This window comes from Streptococcus sp. AM28-20, from assembly GCF_003603595.1.
Taxonomy (GTDB): Bacteria; Bacillota; Bacilli; order Lactobacillales; family Streptococcaceae; genus Streptococcus; species Streptococcus ilei.
On sequence record NZ_QTNK01000001.1, the window covers coordinates 1 to 16,887 of the forward strand.

A 16,887-nucleotide genomic window follows, 5' to 3' on the forward strand; every position below is an offset into this window, starting at 1 on the left:
TTGGTAGAGTACTTGGTTTGGGACCAAGGTGTCGCAGGTTCGAATCCTGTCTTCCCGATACTATTGAAAGGTCATATGACCTTTTTTGTTTTGTAAAAAAAAAGGCCATTAGGCCTTTTATTTTATAAGAGTTGGTATTCATCAATCAGCATGATTGTTTCTCTTCCCTTGTTATCAACAATTCGTACTTGTCTTGGATAATAGGGGTCGAAAGGAATCAGGAAATCAACTGCGATTTCTAAAGGAAAGTCTTTTTGACTGAAGCGCAGGGTTGTTTTTCCTTTCCGATTGATGAGTTCAAATTTTAAAACGGGGTTCAAGGGATAGACATGTTTGAGGTAGTTGTCAATGACAAACCAGAAACTATCGATGATATCATCCGGTAAGCTGGTTACGACCCCAAAACTTGCATAGCGGCCTCTTGTATTTGTAAACGCCATAGTGTCTCCCTTCCTGTTTTTATTAAGTACATAGTACTTGTTTTACTTGGATATTGCAAGTATTAAGTTCGAAAAAAAGAGCTTTCGCTCTTTTCAACTTTATTTATTTCGCAGTTCAACATAACGGTTGTACCAAATTTTAATGTATTCCTCAGAGAACGGACCTAACTGGTTGTTAATCCAGTCTACAAGGATTTTGACATTTTCTTTTAGGATAAAGTCAATGTCATCTGAATAGTTCATTTTGCGTTTGTGCTGTTCGTATTCTTCTACGTCCAGCAGTTTTTTATCACCATCCGGAAAGACTTTGACATCAAGATCATAATCAATATACTTTAGTGCCTCTTGGTCCATATAATAAGGACTGGCAAGATTACAATAATAGGATACTTCATTATCTCGGATCATAGCAATGATATTAAACCAGTACTTCTTATGAAAGTAGACGATTGCTGGCTCTCGTGTAATCCATCTTCTACCATCGCTCTCTGTAACGAGAGTATGATCATTGACGCCGATAAGTGCGTTTTCCGTAGTTTTTAGTACCATGGTGTCCCGCCAGGTTCGGTGGAGACTTCCATCATGTTTATAACTTTGAATTGTAATAAAGTCGCCTTCTTTAGGTAGTTTCATAACTTACCAACTTTCTACAATCTAAGCACATCCTCTATATTGTATCATATTTTCATGAAAATAAGGGATTTTCATGTGATTTTTTATTTAAAGGAATTCGCGAAGTGCTGTAGAAATGTCTGAGTAGTCGTATCCCTTGCGCGCAAGGGCTTGAGTGAGGCGTTGTTTAAGCTCGTAGCCCTCGTATTTTCGGGAGTATTTCTGGTGCTGTTTTTCTAGTTCCTTCATAATCAGGTCAAGAGTTTGTTCCTCGTTTGGTTCGATATCTAATTGGTGATAGGCTTGCTTGACAACTTCATAACTAAAGCCTTTATTGATAAGAGTTTGTGTGATTTTATCTTTTAAGGCTCTTGGTGGAAGTTTCTTAACGTATTGCTTAGCCAGTTTCTGAGCAGTTCGTTGAGCCACTTCGGAGAAATCAAATTCTGAGGTGATTTTGTCGATATAGTGGGAAGAGACACCTTTTTGAATGAGCTTTTGCTTGAGGAGATAGGGGCCCTTGTCTCCTGAGAGGTGATTGGATTGAAAGATAGCCCGAGTATAGGCCAAGTCATCGATCCATTTGTCTTCTTTTAGGGTGTTAATGACGGTTTCGATGGTAGATTCGTCGATTTCGTGCTTGATTAAGTAGTCTCTAACTTCGCGAGCTGTTCGTGCCTTAAAGGAAAGGTGATAGAGGGCCAAGTTTTTAGCATGGGAGATCTGGGCATAGCTTTGGATTTCCTTGAGTTCTTCCTGGCTTATTTCCTTGTCTCGCGAGAGCATGAAGCGGACGATGGTGTCTTCAGTAATGTAGAGGGATTCGGCTTGATCCAGCTCTAGAAGGTAGAGACGCTTTTTCTTTTCTAATTTGGTAATTTTCATAGGATTCCTGTTTCGTTCGTGTTTTATTATGGGAAATGATCAGTCTTTCTCTTTATATTATTCGTAGTCCTTTTGAGAAATGGTCCCTGATTCCTTGTTTTTCTTTTCAATTCTATCATATTCTAAACGAATGAGAAACTACATGGTATAATAGACATATGGATTTAAAAGTTAAACAAAGAATTCCTTTGAAAATCAAGCGAATGGGAATTAATGGTGAAGGGATTGGCTTTTACAAGAAGACCTTGGTCTTTGTGCCTGGGGCTTTAAAGGGTGAAGATGTCTTTTGCCAAATTACGGCGATTCGGAAGAATTTTGCAGAAGCCAAGCTCTTGTCCGTCAACAAGGCTTCCAAGTATCGGGTAACGCCAACCTGTGATATTTATGAGACCTGTGGGGGCTGCCAAATCATGCATCTGAAGTACAGCAAGCAGTTGGAGTTCAAAACAGACTTATTACAGCAGGCCTTGAAAAAATATGCTCCTAAAGGGTATGAAAACTATCTGATTCATCCGACGCTTGGGATGGAAAAACCTCAGTATTATCGGGCCAAGCTCCAATTTCAGACACGTAAATTTAAGGGGCATGTCAAGGCTGGTTTGTACGCTCAAAATTCCCATTATTTGGTGGAATTAAGGGACTGTCTGGTCCAGGATCCGGTCATTCAGGAAATCGCTAATCACGTAGCTGAGCTATTGACCTACTACCAGATTCCAATTTCAGATGATCGGAAGCAATTGGGAGTTCGAACCATTATGGTGCGTCGGGCTCGCAAGTCAGGTCAGGTCCAAATGATCGTGGTGACGAGTCGACAAATTAATTTAACAGCCTTGGTCGCAGACCTAGTAGAAAAATACCCTGAAATTGTAACGGTGGCAGTCAATCTGAACACTTCTAAATCAAGCGAGATTTATGGAGAGAAGACGCAGATTATTTGGGGACAGGAGACCATTCGTGAAGGGGTCTTGGATTATGAATTTTCCTTGTCTCCTCGGGCCTTTTACCAGTTAAATCCTGAGCAAACTGAAGTCCTCTATAGTGAGGCTGTCAAGGCCTTAGATGTATCACCAGAGGATCATTTGATTGATGCATACTGCGGGGTTGGAACTATTGGTTTTGCCTTTGCGGACAAGGTCAAGAGTGTACGGGGGATGGACATTATCCCTGAAGCGATTGAGGATGCTAAATACAATGCTAAGCAGATGGGATTTGATAACACCCACTACGAAGCTGGGACGGCTGAGGAAATCATCCCTCGCTGGTACAAAGAAGGCTATCGGGCGGATGCAGTTATTGTGGATCCACCACGGACAGGACTGGGGGTTCAATTGATTGATACCTTGTTGCGCTATGCCCCTCAAAAGATGGTCTATGTCTCTTGTAATGTTTCGACCTTGGCGCGAGACCTTGTAGACTTGACCAAGGTGTATGATGTTGTCTACATCCAGTCAGTAGATATGTTTCCCCATACAGCTCGGACAGAAGCTGTGGTGAAGTTAGTCAAGAAAGCTTAATAGAACAGGAATCAACAATGGATATTTGGGAAATCATGTATGAAAAGGCCAAGGCCCTCTATCGTCCCCATGAAGTATCTGATTTTGTCTATGCGCAACACGTGGTTGCGGCTATTGAGGCAGAGATGGGCAAATCTATACAGGCTTTTGTATGGAAGGGACCTGTGGAGTCTTCCATTTGTGTGCAGAACGAGCAGCTCTCTTTAATATGTACCAAGCATCTGGTCAAACCAAGGTGAAACGAATTTTAGCCTTCCGAGATCGACCACCTTATGGTGGCGGATCTGGAATGCCTTGTGGGGCTTGTCGAGAGTTCTTAATGGAACTTGATCCAGCCAATAGCTAGTTGGAGTTTATGGTCGATTATGAGAGTCGGAAGACTATTACTCTGGGAGAATTGATGCCCTTTTGGTGGGGAGAAGAACGGGCCAAACAGAGGGCTGAGGAGCTTCCCCAGGAGGAATCTTAGTTTCCCAGGAGCTAAGATGAGAGAAGAAATGTGAGAGTGAGAGATGGACAATAAAATTGATGTATCGATTCCAGTTGCTCAAGTCATTGATCAACATCCGGAAGTATTAGACTTGTTGGTGGAATTGGGCTTTAAACCCTTAGCCAATCCGATCATGCGCAATACAGTTGGGCGCAAGGTTTCTTTGAAACAAGGATCAAAATTAGAAGGTACGCCCATGGAGAAGATTGTGCGAACATTAGAGGCCAATGGCTATGAAGTAGTGGGGCTAGACTAATGAGCGATAATCGAATTCATGTCTTGAGAGACATCTTATTAGATCTTCATCATGGAGCCTCTCCTGAGTCGGTCCAAGAGCGCTTTGATGCGACCTTTAGCGGGGTGTCTGCGATTGAGATTTCCCTCATGGAGCATGAGCTGATGAACTCTGATGCAGGCATTACCTTTGAGGATGTCATGGAGCTTTGCGATGTCCATGCCAATCTCTTTAAGAACGCTGTACAAGGGGTTGAAGTAGCAGATACTGACCATCCAGGCCATCCGGTTCAGATCTTTAAACAGGAGAACCTGGCCCTTCGGGCGGCTATGATGCGGGTCCGTCGTTTGCTGGATAATTATGAGACGACAGAGGATCCTGAGATGATCCAGGAGATTCACAAAGGCTTGTTGCGTCAGCTGGGCTTGGTGGGTCAATTTGATCGGCATTACCGCCGAAAGGAAGAGTTGATGTTTCCTATTATGGAACGCTATGGACATGATTCCCCTCCCAAAGTCATGTGGGGGGTAGATGACCAGATTCGAGACCTCTTTGCGAAAGCCTTGGAAGTGGCTAAGGAACTTCCTAATTGTGCCATTTCGGAGGTCAAAGAGCGCTTTGAAGCCTTTGCGCAAGAGTTTGAAGCCATGATCTTCAAGGAAGAGTCCATCCTCTTGATGATTTTGCTGGAGGCCTTTAGCCAAGATGATTGGCTCTCCATCGCGGAAGAAAGTGAGGCTTACGGTTATGCCATTATCATTCCGAGTGAGAAATGGGTGCCGAAACGTGTGGACTTTAAGGAAGAGGAAGCAAGAGAGACAGAAGGTTTAGGTGAAGCCCTTCCTTCTTCAAATGGAGGCGAACAGCGACAGATCATTGAGACTCCAGAGGGGCAGTTGACCATTACCTTCACGCCTAAGAAAAAAGAAGAGAGCTTCGATCGTCAGCAACCACAGGCTTTTGGCCATGGCTTCCTCTCTGTGGAGCAGGCTAACTTGATCTTAAACCATCTACCGATGGAGATCACCTTTGTTAATAAGGATGATATTTTCCAATATTACAATGATGCAGCGCCTTTTGAGGAGATGATTTTCAAACGGACACCGTCGCAGGTAGGACGCAATGTCGAACTGTGTCACCCGCCAAAATACTTGGAGAAGGTCAAAACAATCATGCAGGGGCTTCGAGAAGGGAAAAAAGACAAGTACGAAATGTGGTTCAAATCAGAATCACGTGGGAAATTTGTCCATGTTACCTATGCAGCAGTGCGCGATGAAGCAGGGGAATTTCAAGGTGTTTTGGAATATGTCCAGGATATCCAACCCTATCGGGAGATTGATAGTGAGTTTTATAGAGGATTGGAGTAAGAATGAGCTACGAAAAAGAATTTATGAAAGAATTTGAGGCTTGGATCAAGACCCAGGTCATGATCAATGAGATGGCCCTGACAGAAAGCAAGAAGGTCTATGAAGAGGATCAGGATGAGCGGGCCAAGGAAGCCATGATCCGCTATGAGAGTCGTTTGGATGCCTATCAATTCTTGCAAGGGAAGTTTGCCAACTACCACGCAGGGAAAGGTTTCCACGATCTTCCAGATGGCTTATTTGGAGAGAGAACCTATTAAAGGCTCTCTGTAAAGGCTTTTGACTAGCTGGATTTGGCTGAAAATAGTGCAATAACTTGATTTTTCGAGGGATTGTGTTACAATAAAAAAGTTGAACAGACATCAACGAATTATTGAAAGTAATATTGGTGATGAAACCTTGTTGCCTTAGGGATTGATCACTGGATACGTAGGAGGAAAAATGGCAAAGAAGAACGTTAACCGTGCGAAACAATACAAACATCAAAATAGACATCTTTTGAAAAAAGCTGTCGCAACTGTAGGAGCAGCTGTTAAAGAGGCACCTAAAAAGGTTGAGAAAGCAGCAAAAGCAGTAGCGAAAGAAGTGAAACAAGCAGCTTCTTCAGTGGAAGAATTCGCTGCAAGCTTGGAAGGTGTAGCCCTTGATCGTGCGCAAACATTCTATGATGAAGGTATTCGCTCTGTTGCGGACTTCGCAAACTGGACAGAGAAAGAGTTGTTGGCCCTTAAAGGAATCGGCCCAGCAACTATCAAAAAATTGCAAGAACTTGGTGTCAAGTTTAAATAATCGCTTTTGTGATTTCTTGCTATTTCCGGGAAAACTTGATAAAATGAACCTGTTAGAGGTGTTTTGAATTCCACATTTTACAGAAAGTGGCGGTGCTGAGAAGTCCACAAATGTGTCAAAACTAGTTGCTAATGGATGAAAATGAAATAAACAAAGATGCGGGCAAGGGCCCGAAATTGGGTGGTACCGCGGATAAACACATTCGTCCCTGTCAGATTGATGGCAGGGACGTTTTTTTTATAGAAAGCGAGGGAAAGGATGACAAGAGCAGAGTTACCAGAACAAATAGAAACCGAGCGACTGGTCTTGCGAGTCCGTAGAGTGGCGGATGCCGAGGATATCCATGCCTACGCTAGTTTGCCGGAGGTTGCCTACCCAGCGGGCTTTCCACCCGTCAAGACCCTGGAAGATGAGATTTATTACCTAGAACATATCCTTCCCGAGCGCAATCAAAAAGACAATCTCCCAGCGGGTTATGGGATTGTGGTCAAAGGGACGGATAAGATCATCGGCTCTGTTGATTTCAATCACCGCCACGAAGATGATGTGCTGGAGATTGGCTATACCTTGCACCCAGACTATTGGGGTCGAGGATATGTGCCTGAAGCAGCGCGTGCTTTGATTGATCTAGCTTTCAAAGAATTGGGTCTTCACAAGATAGAATTGTCTTGCTTTGGCTACAATGTTCAAAGTCAACGAGTTGCAGTGAAGCTTGGCTTTACCCTCGAAGCTCGCATAAGGGACCGCAAAGATGCCCAAGGCAATCGTTGTGATAGTCTCATATATGGCTTGCTTAAGAGTGAGTGGGAAGCTATACTATGAATGGGTTGAAAAAATATGAGTTATGAATTATTTGATGCCGTACTCACTAAAACAGTTCTTAAACAACTGGGTGTGAGTTCTAAATATAGATTAATTTTTGATAATGGTAGCTTTCATATTAGAAGAAAAGTTAGATTGACTATTTCTTCTCAAGGTTTAGACTTTCATCAATCTAAAAAAATCGTGAAAAGTAAGGAAGAAGTCCTATTGCCTATAGGATGCAAGGTTTTGCTTACTAAAAATTTTTTAGCAAACAAACCAAGGCCAAAAGAATTTAGTAAAAAAGTTACACCAGTTGGGTGGGATAAGAAACTTAATGGTAGTGTCACTTATATTAACAGAGGTCATATAATTGCTCATGAATTATATCCAGATGACAATTGGAAATGTGATAAGGATAGGAAGTATTTTACTCAAACTGAATGGAGTAATCTAACTAGTAAACCAGATAAGCATGGTAAATTAAAACTATCTAAAAATCTTGCTTTTTATGAGTCAACAGTTAAATCATTTTTAGAAAACAACCCCGATGGAAAAGTATTTTATTCGGTAAAATTGCTTTATGATAGAGATGATTTGATACCTAGGGGGATTCATATAAAGTATAAATGTTTTAAAAAAATAATATGTCACGAAAAATGTGTTTGTGGAAAAAAGTGTTTACATAACAAAAAATGTAATAATAAATATTGTCAATCATTCAAAACTGTAAACTCTTGTAATATTTTTATTCCAAATGCTGATCCTCGATTAGATATTAATTATGAAAAAGCAGATTTTAAAATAAAGGAGAACACACATGTCTAAAGAACTTTCACCTAAATACAATCCAGCCGAGGTTGAGGCTGGTCGTTACCAAAAATGGCTTGACGAAGATGTTTTCAAGCCTTCAGGCGATCAAAAGGCTAAGCCTTATTCGATCGTTATACCACCACCAAACGTAACTGGTAAACTTCACCTTGGTCACGCTTGGGATACGACTTTACAGGATATCATCATCCGTCAAAAAAGGATGCAAGGTTTTGATACCCTTTGGCTTCCTGGTATGGACCACGCGGGGATTGCGACTCAGGCTAAGGTTGAGGAGCGCTTGCGTGGTGAGGGCATTACGCGTTACGACCTGGGTCGTGAGAAATTTCTCGAGAAGGTCTGGGAATGGAAAGACGAATATGCCACTACCATCAAGGAACAATGGGGCAAGATGGGCCTCTCTGTAGACTACTCTCGTGAGCGTTTCACTCTTGACGAAGGTTTGTCGAAAGCCGTTCGCAAGGTCTTTGTGGACCTTTACAAGAAAGGCTGGATCTACCGTGGTGAATTTATCATCAACTGGGACCCAGCAGCCCGCACAGCCCTTTCTGATATTGAGGTAATCCACAAGGACGTCGAAGGTGCCTTCTACCACATGAACTACATGCTAGAAGACGGCTCACGCGCCCTTGAAGTTGCGACAACTCGCCCTGAGACCATGTTTGGGGATGTTGCAGTTGCGGTCAATCCAGAAGACCCACGTTACAAGGATTTGATTGGTCAAAACGTAGTCCTTCCAATTGCTAATAAACTGATCCCAATCGTTGCCGACGAACACGCAGATCCTGAGTTTGGTACGGGTGTTGTGAAAATCACACCTGCCCATGATCCAAACGACTTCTTGGTTGGTCAACGCCACAACTTGCCACAAGTCAATGTCATGAACGACGACGGAACCATGAACGAACTTGCCTTCGAATTTGCAGGCATGGATCGTTTTGAAGCGCGTAAGGCAGTCGTTGCTAAGTTAGAAGAAATCGGTGCCCTTGTTAAAATCGAAAAACGTGTCCATAGTGTTGGTCACTCAGAGCGGACTGGTGTTGTGGTTGAACCACGCTTGTCTACTCAATGGTTCGTCAAGATGGACCAATTGGCCAAAAATGCCATTGCCAACCAAGATACAGAGGATAAGGTTGAATTCTACCCGACTCGTTTCAACGATACCTTCCTCCAATGGATGGAAAATGTCCACGACTGGGTCATCTCTCGTCAGCTCTGGTGGGGGCACCAAATCCCTGCTTGGTACAATGCTGAGGGTGAAATGTACGTTGGAGAAGAAGCTCCAGAAGGTGACGGTTGGACTCAGGACGAAGATGTCTTGGATACTTGGTTCAGTTCTGCCCTTTGGCCGTTCTCAACCATGGGCTGGCCAGATGTGGACTCAGAAGACTTCAAACGTTACTTCCCAACTTCAACCTTGGTTACAGGTTACGATATCATCTTCTTCTGGGTGTCTCGTATGATCTTCCAATCTTTGGAATTCACTGGCCGTCAGCCATTCCAAAACGTTCTAATCCACGGGCTCATCCGTGACGAGCAAGGACGCAAGATGTCTAAATCTCTCGGGAACGGGATTGACCCAATGGATGTCATCGAGAAATACGGTGCCGATGCCCTTCGTTGGTTCCTTTCAAACGGTTCTGCACCAGGACAAGACGTCCGCTTCTCTTACGAGAAAATGGATGCTTCATGGAACTTCATTAACAAGATCTGGAACATCTCTCGCTACATCCTCATGAACAATGAAGGCTTGACTCTTGAGCAAGCAACTGCTAATGTCGAAAAAGTGGTCAATAAGGAAGCTGGAAATGTCACAGACCGCTGGATTCTCCACAACCTCAATGAAACTATCGGAAAAGCGACCGCTAACTTTGACAAGTTTGAGTTTGGTGTCGCTGGTCACCTCCTATACAACTTTATCTGGGATGAGTTTGCGGATTGGTACGTTGAATTGACCAAGGAAGTCCTTTATAGCGATAACGAAGAAGAGAAAGTTATCACACGTTCTGTTCTCCTTTACACCTTGGACAAGATCCTTCGTCTCCTCCACCCAATCATGCCATTCGTGACAGAGGAAATCTTTGGACAAATCTCAGAAGGTTCTATCGTGACAGCAGAATACCCAACTGTCAACCCAGCCTTTGAAGACCTTGCGGCTCACACTGGTGTCGAAAGCCTCAAAGACTTGATTCGTGCCGTTCGTAATGCGCGTGCGGAAGTAAACGTAGCACCAAGCAAGCCTATCACGATTCTTGTTAAGACTAGCGATAGCGACTTGGAAGCCTTCTTTAACAGCAATGTCAACTATATCAAACGTTTCACAAATCCAGAACACCTGGAAATTGCATCAAACATCCCTGCACCTGAACTCGCAATGTCAAGCGTCATCACAGGAGCTGAAATCTACTTGCCACTGGCAGACCTCCTCAATGTCGAAGAAGAACTGGCTCGTCTCGACAAAGAACTGGCTAAATGGCAAAAAGAACTGGATATGGTCGGTAAGAAGCTCTCTAACGAACGCTTCGTAGCCAATGCCAAACCAGAAGTCGTCCAAAAAGAACGCGACAAACAAGCCGACTACCAAGCCAAGTACGATGCGACCGTCGCACGTATTGATGAGATGAAGAAGTTGGTGAAATAATTATATAAATATAGCAAAACACAGTGAAAAAACTGTGTTTTTTTGCTATAATAATATAAATTCCCTATATAGCAAAGGAAGTCTATCAATGGAAAAAAGAAATTATATTTTTAAATTGAATGTACAACCACATATCTTAAAGAAATATTATAACAAGATAGATGAATTAAAATCACAAATAATTCCTAATACTATTTTCAATGCCTACAATGATTTGTTTTCTAATCCTGTAATGAAAAAAGATGAAATGAGTTTAGTAATTTTTCAAGACTTTAAAGAAATCGCTGAATCTGAGGAATATAGAAATCTTATAAAAATTACTGAGGAGATTACTATCGAATATAAAACAATTACAAATGAGTATAAGAAAGGAAATGGTATACACTATAACCCGGATTTTTTATTTAAATTAGAAAATGCGATTTATGATAGAAAAATACTACTATCTAAATTCATTGTTTTGAATCAGGCTAATTCCAGATATACAAGTAGTCAAGTTTATGAGGAAATTGAACGTTTATATGATTTTAATATTGATTCTGAAGTTGGGAAAGGTTTAGATCATTTAAGAAGAGTAAGAAAAATTATGTTGTACCTCAAAGAACAAATTCAAAATGGTACGACTGATATAAAAGTTGATTATTCATTTAAAAGCGAGATACTTACTATCAATAACGTGACAATTTATGAAGCGCTAGATTCGTATAAGAAAATCGAAACTCAGATAAATGATATAAAGAGTGATATAGGCTATATTAAAATTAATCCAATTTATGAAGATATCGTATTAAACACTACTGAAAATATGAAATCTATTGAAATTATTACAACTTATCCTAATGGAAATACTGACGATGAACTTGATATATTACTCAAGCTTCCAATGATTACTGATGCAAAAGAATCAAGAACAACCTTTATTTGTCCAGATACGGTAGATAATAAAGATTTTTTACAGAAAATACAAAAGCTTTTAATTATTCCTGGCATTAAAGGATATATAATAGATATAAAGAGCAACGGAATTACAATAATTAATTTTTTAAATTCAATTATAAAATCTAAGTGAGGATAAAATTATGCTCGTTGAGAAAAATCCAATAAAGATTATTTACATAGCAAGAAATAAACTCCTTCCGATGAGTGTGTGGATTTCTTATTTAATATTCATAATTCTTTTGTTGATTGTAACATTTGCTATTCCAAATGAAATTATAACAATCAATTATCAGGCATTTAAAACTACTCAATTCATTTTAATTTCAGTATCTGCATTAGCTTTCATATTATCAATGTATATGTTTGGTAGAGAAGTTTATTCAGTAGAAGATTTTGCAAGTTTTTATACAATTAAACCTGACGTATATTATGGGTATCTTGCGGATTATTTATTTCCAGCTTTTCTTTGGTGTGTAATTATTATATTTTCTATTCTTAAAATGATTATTGTAGTTATTATTGCTCAATGGCTTTTGGAACTGTTGCGAATCATTTTTCTATCGCTTGTAGTTTTAGCTTTTTTGTCAACAATAACATTGGTTATCCATAATATGAATAGAGTTTCAAACAAGATTGTGCAAAAAAGTAAGGAACTTCATTAATTTATAAGGTAGTTACATTTAACTAAAAAATCATATTAAAGCTGTTTTAGTCAAATTTTAAGCATAATAACTATCTTTACACTTTTTGCGTAATTTTTCAAACAAGTCCATATACAAATTGGGCTTGTTTTTTGGTATACTAAGAGTGATTAATAGTCGAGGTGAAATATATGAATATCAGGGGAAAGAAATTATTGTATCATCTAACTCACATTGATAATTTAGACAGTATTATTGAAAATGGGTTGTTATCTAGAAATCAAGCGATTCAGAGAGGGTTACTAAATAAAGATATAGCTAATCACGATATTCTAGAAAGTCGTCAACTCAATCACTTGGATGATTACGTATTATTTCATTTCTCCCCTTACACAGCATTCGATAATGCTGTTCGATATGAGCATGGAGCAGAAAATTTTGTATATATAACTGTTTATAGAAGATACGCGGAAGAAAATGGATTTCAAATAGTTCCACGGCACCCGTTGAATGGTGAATTTGAGCTTTGTGATTATAACGAAGGAATGAACATAATTGATTGGGAAACGATGGAGAGGAGAATGAACGAGATTGCCCCTACTAATCAAGGTTATGCGAAGGAGGTTAAAATGGCTGAATGCATAAGTAGTGAACCTATTTTGCCACAAAATTTTGCTTATATATACTGTAATGAAAGGTATACTGAAGATTTAAGGGGCAGATACCCAATAATAGTTGATAAAATTCAAAGTGGAGTTTGGTTAAATGGTGATTAAATATACACAAGGAGATATTTTCGAATCTAAATGTCAAGCGATCATTAATACAGTTAATTGTGAAGGGAAAATGGGGAAAGGTCTTGCTTATCAGTTTAAGAAGAAATTTCCTAAAATGGAACAAGACTACGTTAAAGTTTGTAAAAATGGAGAATTATATCCCGGTAAATTACATATTTATCAAGAAAATAAATTTTTAATAATAAATTTCCCAACAAAGAATAAATGGCGTGAAAAATCTAAGATAGAATATATTATTAATGGCTTGAAAAAATTAAAAGAAGAGGTCGTTAAAAGAGACATTAAGTCAGTTGCTATTCCTCCATTAGGATCTGGCAATGGTGGATTAAATTGGAATGAAGTAAAATCAGAAATAAACAAAGAATTGTTTGGGATGAAAAATATTGTTTTTGAGGTATATGAGCCATCAACCAATATTAATAAAACAGGAGAAGAACCTGAGGTTAATTTTGATGTGCTTCTCTTAGCATACATTTGCAAGGAGTTAAAAAAAGTTAATCCAAGCAATTTAAAATCAATGGTAAAGTTATTATCAATATTTTCTCAAAACAATATGAAAATTGCTGATTTAAAAAATAGCACTAAAACCATGAAAGATTTTAAAGAATTCTATTCTTTAAAAAATTATTCAGAAATATATAAACTAATAAACTCGAAGTTGATTAGTAACTCAATTGAATTGAAGAAAAGAAAATGGGAAAATGTAGATATCTTAATAGAACTAGTGAATACTTATCCTGAATATATAAACGATATCATTAATTTTCTTTACACGATAGAAAATAGATCAATTATTGATAATAAAAATACAGATGAAATTAAAGAGATATTGATAAAGAATCAGTTGCTCTCTATCAACTTACTAGAGGAATTAGAAATTAATTATTTTTAATAATTTGTACGAATAAAGTTTACAATAACTAACATTTCTAGAAAGCAGGTTACTACATGACAAATTCTGTAAGTTCGAACCGCTCTGAGAAGTACAACATTGCAGCTTTCTTCTCAGGTGTGGGGGGAATTGAGTTGGGTTTTGAACAGACCAACGAGTTCAGAGTGGTGTATGCCAATGAGTTTGATAAGTATGCACGCCAGACTTATCAGTTAAACTATCCAGATACCTATTTGGATGGTCGTGATATTCATGCTGTTCAGCCAGAGGATATTCCAGCTGAGCGCGTGGATGTGATTATGGGAGGCTTCCCTTGTCAAGCCTTTAGTATTGCGGGTTATCGCAAGGGCTTTGATGATGATCGTGGCGATCTTTTCTTCGAATTGCTTCGGATGATTGAGGGATGTAAACCTCGTGCCATTTTCATCGAAAACGTTAAGAACATGGTCGGTCATGACCATGGAAATACCTTCAAGGTTATTCGTGAAGCTTTGACGGAGAACAACTACTTTATCAAGTGGAAGGTCCTCAACGGGAAAGACTATGGAAATATCCCACAAAACCGTGAGCGGATCTACATAGTTGGTTTTGATACCAAGGAAGCTTATGATTTGTTTGAATTCCCAGAGGAAATCAAACTAACAACGACCTTGAGTGATGTTATTGATTTTGGTGCTAAGCCAGATGAGGCCTATTACTACCGTGAAGGGAAGCAGAATTTCTACGACCAGTTGAAGTTTGAAGTGACTAGCCAAGATACGGTTTATCAATGGCGCCGTCAGTATGTCCGTGAAAATAAAAATGGAGTCGTACCTACCCTCACAGCCAATATGGGGACAGGTGGACATAACGTTCCATTGATCCTGACGGACAGTGGCGAGATTCGGAAGTTGACTCCCAAAGAGACCTTTAATGTCCAAGGCTATCCTAAATCCTTTAAAATCCCAGAAGGGGTTTCTAACGGTCAGCTATACAAGCAGGCTGGAAACAGCGTAGTCGTTCCCGTGATTAAACGCATCGCGGAGAATGTTGCCAAGGCCTTGAATGAAAGCCAAGGGCTGTCTCAACTTGACCGTTCAGGAAAATTTGCGATTATCTATACCAAGATGAATGGCCAGTTTGAAGGCCAGTCTTATGTGAAAGACTTTGTCTCCACTTATGAGGAAGCAGAGAAGAAGATTGCCTCCTATGAGGATGGTCTTGCAATTTTATCAGACGAAGATTATTTCAGATTGGTAAAAAAACGTGGAAATTTAGAGTTTTACAGCATTATTTAACGAATTATATAAGTAAGGGGACTAGTGAAAAACTAGTCTTCTTTTGATATACTTAAATAAGAAGTGAGGATTGATTTATGTGGGAACACCTAAAACAAGAACAAAAAGAGAAATATAAGACTCTCATTACCAACTTTGCCAGTCTGAGTGAGGCCTTTTCTCAGAAAGCAGAAAACGAAGATTCTGATGATCGAGAGAGCTATGTTGCTCCGATCGTCAATTCAAAATTTCAAGAGACTGTTTTTCAAAAGGCTTTTCATGCCGTTGGTGAGGATATTGCAAATACCTCTTATGATGCTTCGCTTGTCGTTGATGAGCAACATAAGTATTTGGTTGGGATTAAATCCTTTGGTTTGGATTCAGGGGATCAAAAGATTGCTCAGTTCAAGAAAGATTCACAGTCTTGGAATGAGCTATTGAGTGAAATCCGATTTCATGCTGAGATTTCACCGGACAAGGAGACAGCCGATAATGAGAATCGTGCTCGCTATGAAAAACTGGCCCGTGAGATTGCGACCTTGCGAAATCAACGGATTGAATCCTCAAAAGCACTGATAAGGGGATTTCATTCTGATTCTAGTCATGTGGAAGCCGTCTATCATGTTTTGATGCCGACTTCCAAGGGACACAAGCCTCAGATCCATGTAGGAGAGACAACTTATCTGCCTGTAGACCTAGACAATCTCAAAATTCTAGGATCTACGACCAAGAATAATCCGACCAATTTCCGTTTTACAGATGGCCAGCATGATTACAAATACACGGCTGCAGATAGTCAGCTCCATATGACCTTTAGGAATAAGGAGATTGTGGTTGATACCTGGGATGTGAATTATGTCGAAGATCCCTTTTATCTTTTTGAACACCTTCATTTATTGACCTCGGAAAAAAGTGATTCGGAGATTCTTGAGACGGTGTCGTGGGTGATCACAGATCAGCACGGAAATGTAGAAGAAAATTCTGGCTTTAATGCTTTTAATGGTGGTTCAAAGTTGGCTAAGAAGGACCGCTTGCCACGGATTTTAAAGATTCAGGAAAAATTTAAAGACAGTCTCGCTCCAGAAGAACTAGCTTTTGTGACCTTTTCTTTAGAAGAAATCCTCTTGAAAAAATGGTCTACCAAGGAAGAAAAAGCTCAGATGAAGTCCATTCGCGAGGACTTGATTCGCTTTGTACACGAGACGGGGAATGAAAAACTAATCAAAGAAATTGAACAGCTGGTGTATCGTCCAGTCAGTGAAGTGTATATTCCTCTTCCAGACTCCAAACATTTTCATGAGGAGCGTCCGGATTTTTTTGGTAAAGATATTGGAAGGTTTGAGCCTGGTACAAGTAAACTTGCACTCCCAAAAGAAGAGCGGACCTTTAAGCTACGATTTTTATCATCAGGTGATGTAATTACTGCCTATATCAACCAAGAAGCTGGGAAGGCCATTCAATCAACTGATAAGCAAGAAATCCTTGGCAATTGGATTCTTCGTGGGGTCTTTCAGCTAAAAGATAGAGAGATCCTAACGGGTAAGAAATTGTCTCAGTTAGAAATTAACGGTATCCGTCTTACTAGATTCAAAAACGGTGAAATCGGTATTGACTTCATCTGGATTGATGTGGACAATCCTCCTGCAGATGCAATTGGTTGGGTTGCAAAATCCTCTTCATCCACATGATAAAAGAACCTCCTATTTCTAATTCCGAGAATTTACTTGAAATGAAAAAGAATGCTAATAAATCAACATTCC

17 protein-coding genes and 1 pseudogene are annotated in these 16,887 nt (G+C 39.7%); 15 read left to right on the top strand and 3 right to left on the bottom strand.

The window, feature by feature from the left end; genetic code table 11:
* Positions 1–122 precede the first annotated feature (122 nt).
* The 3 genes from DW738_RS00005 to recX all read right to left on the bottom strand — a co-directional run bounded on the left by DW738_RS00005 (position 123) and on the right by recX (position 1,937).
* Positions 123–440 carry a DUF960 domain-containing protein gene (locus tag DW738_RS00005; RefSeq protein ID WP_023022377.1) on the bottom strand — a complete coding sequence of 106 codons (318 nt, stop codon included), beginning with the start codon at positions 438–440 and terminating at the stop codon, positions 123–125.
* Between the two features lie 99 nt (positions 441–539).
* Positions 540–1,073 carry a DUF402 domain-containing protein gene (locus tag DW738_RS00010; protein ID WP_006596828.1) on the bottom strand — a complete coding sequence of 178 codons (534 nt, stop codon included), beginning with the start codon at positions 1,071–1,073 and terminating at the stop codon, positions 540–542.
* An 87-nt stretch (positions 1,074–1,160) separates the two neighbouring features.
* Positions 1,161–1,937, bottom strand: coding sequence for a recombination regulator RecX (gene recX / locus DW738_RS00015; protein ID WP_123159988.1), 777 nt, complete (start codon positions 1,935–1,937; stop codon positions 1,161–1,163).
* A gap of 158 nt (positions 1,938–2,095) precedes the next feature.
* Between recX and rlmD the strand changes: the two genes are divergently transcribed.
* The 15 genes and pseudogenes from rlmD to DW738_RS00090 all read left to right on the top strand — a co-directional run bounded on the left by rlmD (position 2,096) and on the right by DW738_RS00090 (position 16,815).
* On the top strand, positions 2,096–3,451 hold the full coding sequence (gene rlmD / locus DW738_RS00020; protein ID WP_123159989.1) for a 23S rRNA (uracil(1939)-C(5))-methyltransferase RlmD: 1,356 nt from the start codon (positions 2,096–2,098) through the stop codon (positions 3,449–3,451).
* Between the two features lie 17 nt (positions 3,452–3,468).
* Positions 3,469–3,920 (top strand): annotated as a pseudogene (locus DW738_RS00025) (cytidine deaminase).
* A gap of 43 nt (positions 3,921–3,963) precedes the next feature.
* Positions 3,964–4,197, top strand: coding sequence for a DUF1858 domain-containing protein (locus DW738_RS00030; RefSeq protein WP_006596822.1), 234 nt, complete (start codon positions 3,964–3,966; stop codon positions 4,195–4,197).
* Positions 4,197–5,543, top strand: a complete 1,347-nt coding sequence (locus DW738_RS00035) for a DUF438 domain-containing protein (protein WP_123159990.1) — start codon at positions 4,197–4,199, stop codon at positions 5,541–5,543. The genes DW738_RS00030 and DW738_RS00035 overlap by 1 nt, the downstream gene beginning before the upstream one ends.
* A 2-nt stretch (positions 5,544–5,545) precedes the next feature.
* The gene (locus DW738_RS00040) at positions 5,546–5,800 is read left to right on the top strand and encodes a DUF1912 family protein (protein ID WP_123159991.1); all 255 of its coding nucleotides are present in this window, start codon (positions 5,546–5,548) and stop codon (positions 5,798–5,800) included.
* Between the two features lie 181 nt (positions 5,801–5,981).
* Positions 5,982–6,329, top strand: a complete 348-nt coding sequence (locus DW738_RS00045) for a helix-hairpin-helix domain-containing protein (protein ID WP_048715836.1) — start codon at positions 5,982–5,984, stop codon at positions 6,327–6,329.
* A 258-nt stretch (positions 6,330–6,587) separates the two neighbouring features.
* Entirely contained in the window at positions 6,588–7,151 is a 564-nt protein-coding gene (locus tag DW738_RS00050; RefSeq protein WP_123159992.1) for a GNAT family protein, read from the top strand.
* A 15-nt stretch (positions 7,152–7,166) separates the two neighbouring features.
* Complete coding sequence (locus tag DW738_RS00055; RefSeq protein WP_123159993.1) at positions 7,167–7,958, top strand: DNA/RNA non-specific endonuclease; 792 nt, start codon at positions 7,167–7,169, stop codon at positions 7,956–7,958.
* Positions 7,951–10,602 (top strand): valine--tRNA ligase, encoded by a 2,652-nt coding sequence (locus DW738_RS00060; RefSeq protein ID WP_123159994.1) that lies wholly within the window; start codon positions 7,951–7,953, stop codon positions 10,600–10,602. Before DW738_RS00055 ends, DW738_RS00060 begins: the two co-directional genes overlap by 8 nt.
* An 88-nt stretch (positions 10,603–10,690) precedes the next feature.
* Positions 10,691–11,671, top strand: a complete 981-nt coding sequence (locus DW738_RS00065) for a hypothetical protein (RefSeq protein WP_123159995.1) — start codon at positions 10,691–10,693, stop codon at positions 11,669–11,671.
* A 10-nt stretch (positions 11,672–11,681) separates the two neighbouring features.
* On the top strand, positions 11,682–12,203 hold the full coding sequence (locus tag DW738_RS00070) for a hypothetical protein (protein WP_123159996.1): 522 nt from the start codon (positions 11,682–11,684) through the stop codon (positions 12,201–12,203).
* Between the two features lie 170 nt (positions 12,204–12,373).
* On the top strand, positions 12,374–12,958 hold the full coding sequence (locus DW738_RS00075; RefSeq protein WP_123159997.1) for a DarT ssDNA thymidine ADP-ribosyltransferase family protein: 585 nt from the start codon (positions 12,374–12,376) through the stop codon (positions 12,956–12,958).
* A complete protein-coding gene (locus DW738_RS00080) occupies positions 12,948–13,871 on the top strand; it encodes a macro domain-containing protein (protein ID WP_123159998.1) in 924 nt (307 codons plus the stop codon). The genes DW738_RS00075 and DW738_RS00080 overlap by 11 nt, the downstream gene beginning before the upstream one ends.
* 56 nt (positions 13,872–13,927) lie before the next feature.
* Entirely contained in the window at positions 13,928–15,148 is a 1,221-nt protein-coding gene (locus DW738_RS00085) for a DNA cytosine methyltransferase (protein ID WP_123159999.1), read from the top strand.
* 77 nt (positions 15,149–15,225) lie between these two features.
* Positions 15,226–16,815 (top strand): hypothetical protein, encoded by a 1,590-nt coding sequence (locus DW738_RS00090; protein WP_123160000.1) that lies wholly within the window; start codon positions 15,226–15,228, stop codon positions 16,813–16,815.
* Positions 16,816–16,887 lie beyond the last annotated feature (72 nt).

Excerpts from the sequence above, each read along its gene's own strand:
- DW738_RS00005 (WP_023022377.1), bottom strand. The coding sequence starts at position 440 with ATGGCGTTTACAAATACAAGAGGCCGCTATGCAAGTTTTGGGGTCGTA.
- DW738_RS00010 (WP_006596828.1), bottom strand. The coding sequence starts at position 1,073 with ATGAAACTACCTAAAGAAGGCGACTTTATTACAATTCAAAGTTATAAA.
- recX (WP_123159988.1), bottom strand. The coding sequence starts at position 1,937 with ATGAAAATTACCAAATTAGAAAAGAAAAAGCGTCTCTACCTTCTAGAG.
- rlmD (WP_123159989.1), top strand. The coding sequence starts at position 2,096 with ATGGATTTAAAAGTTAAACAAAGAATTCCTTTGAAAATCAAGCGAATG.
- DW738_RS00030 (WP_006596822.1), top strand. The coding sequence starts at position 3,964 with ATGGACAATAAAATTGATGTATCGATTCCAGTTGCTCAAGTCATTGAT.
- DW738_RS00035 (WP_123159990.1), top strand. The coding sequence starts at position 4,197 with ATGAGCGATAATCGAATTCATGTCTTGAGAGACATCTTATTAGATCTT.
- DW738_RS00040 (WP_123159991.1), top strand. The coding sequence starts at position 5,546 with ATGAGCTACGAAAAAGAATTTATGAAAGAATTTGAGGCTTGGATCAAG.
- DW738_RS00045 (WP_048715836.1), top strand. The coding sequence starts at position 5,982 with ATGGCAAAGAAGAACGTTAACCGTGCGAAACAATACAAACATCAAAAT.
- DW738_RS00050 (WP_123159992.1), top strand. The coding sequence starts at position 6,588 with ATGACAAGAGCAGAGTTACCAGAACAAATAGAAACCGAGCGACTGGTC.
- DW738_RS00055 (WP_123159993.1), top strand. The coding sequence starts at position 7,167 with ATGAGTTATGAATTATTTGATGCCGTACTCACTAAAACAGTTCTTAAA.
- DW738_RS00060 (WP_123159994.1), top strand. The coding sequence starts at position 7,951 with ATGTCTAAAGAACTTTCACCTAAATACAATCCAGCCGAGGTTGAGGCT.
- DW738_RS00065 (WP_123159995.1), top strand. The coding sequence starts at position 10,691 with ATGGAAAAAAGAAATTATATTTTTAAATTGAATGTACAACCACATATC.
- DW738_RS00070 (WP_123159996.1), top strand. The coding sequence starts at position 11,682 with ATGCTCGTTGAGAAAAATCCAATAAAGATTATTTACATAGCAAGAAAT.
- DW738_RS00075 (WP_123159997.1), top strand. The coding sequence starts at position 12,374 with ATGAATATCAGGGGAAAGAAATTATTGTATCATCTAACTCACATTGAT.
- DW738_RS00080 (WP_123159998.1), top strand. The coding sequence starts at position 12,948 with ATGGTGATTAAATATACACAAGGAGATATTTTCGAATCTAAATGTCAA.
- DW738_RS00085 (WP_123159999.1), top strand. The coding sequence starts at position 13,928 with ATGACAAATTCTGTAAGTTCGAACCGCTCTGAGAAGTACAACATTGCA.
- DW738_RS00090 (WP_123160000.1), top strand. The coding sequence starts at position 15,226 with ATGTGGGAACACCTAAAACAAGAACAAAAAGAGAAATATAAGACTCTC.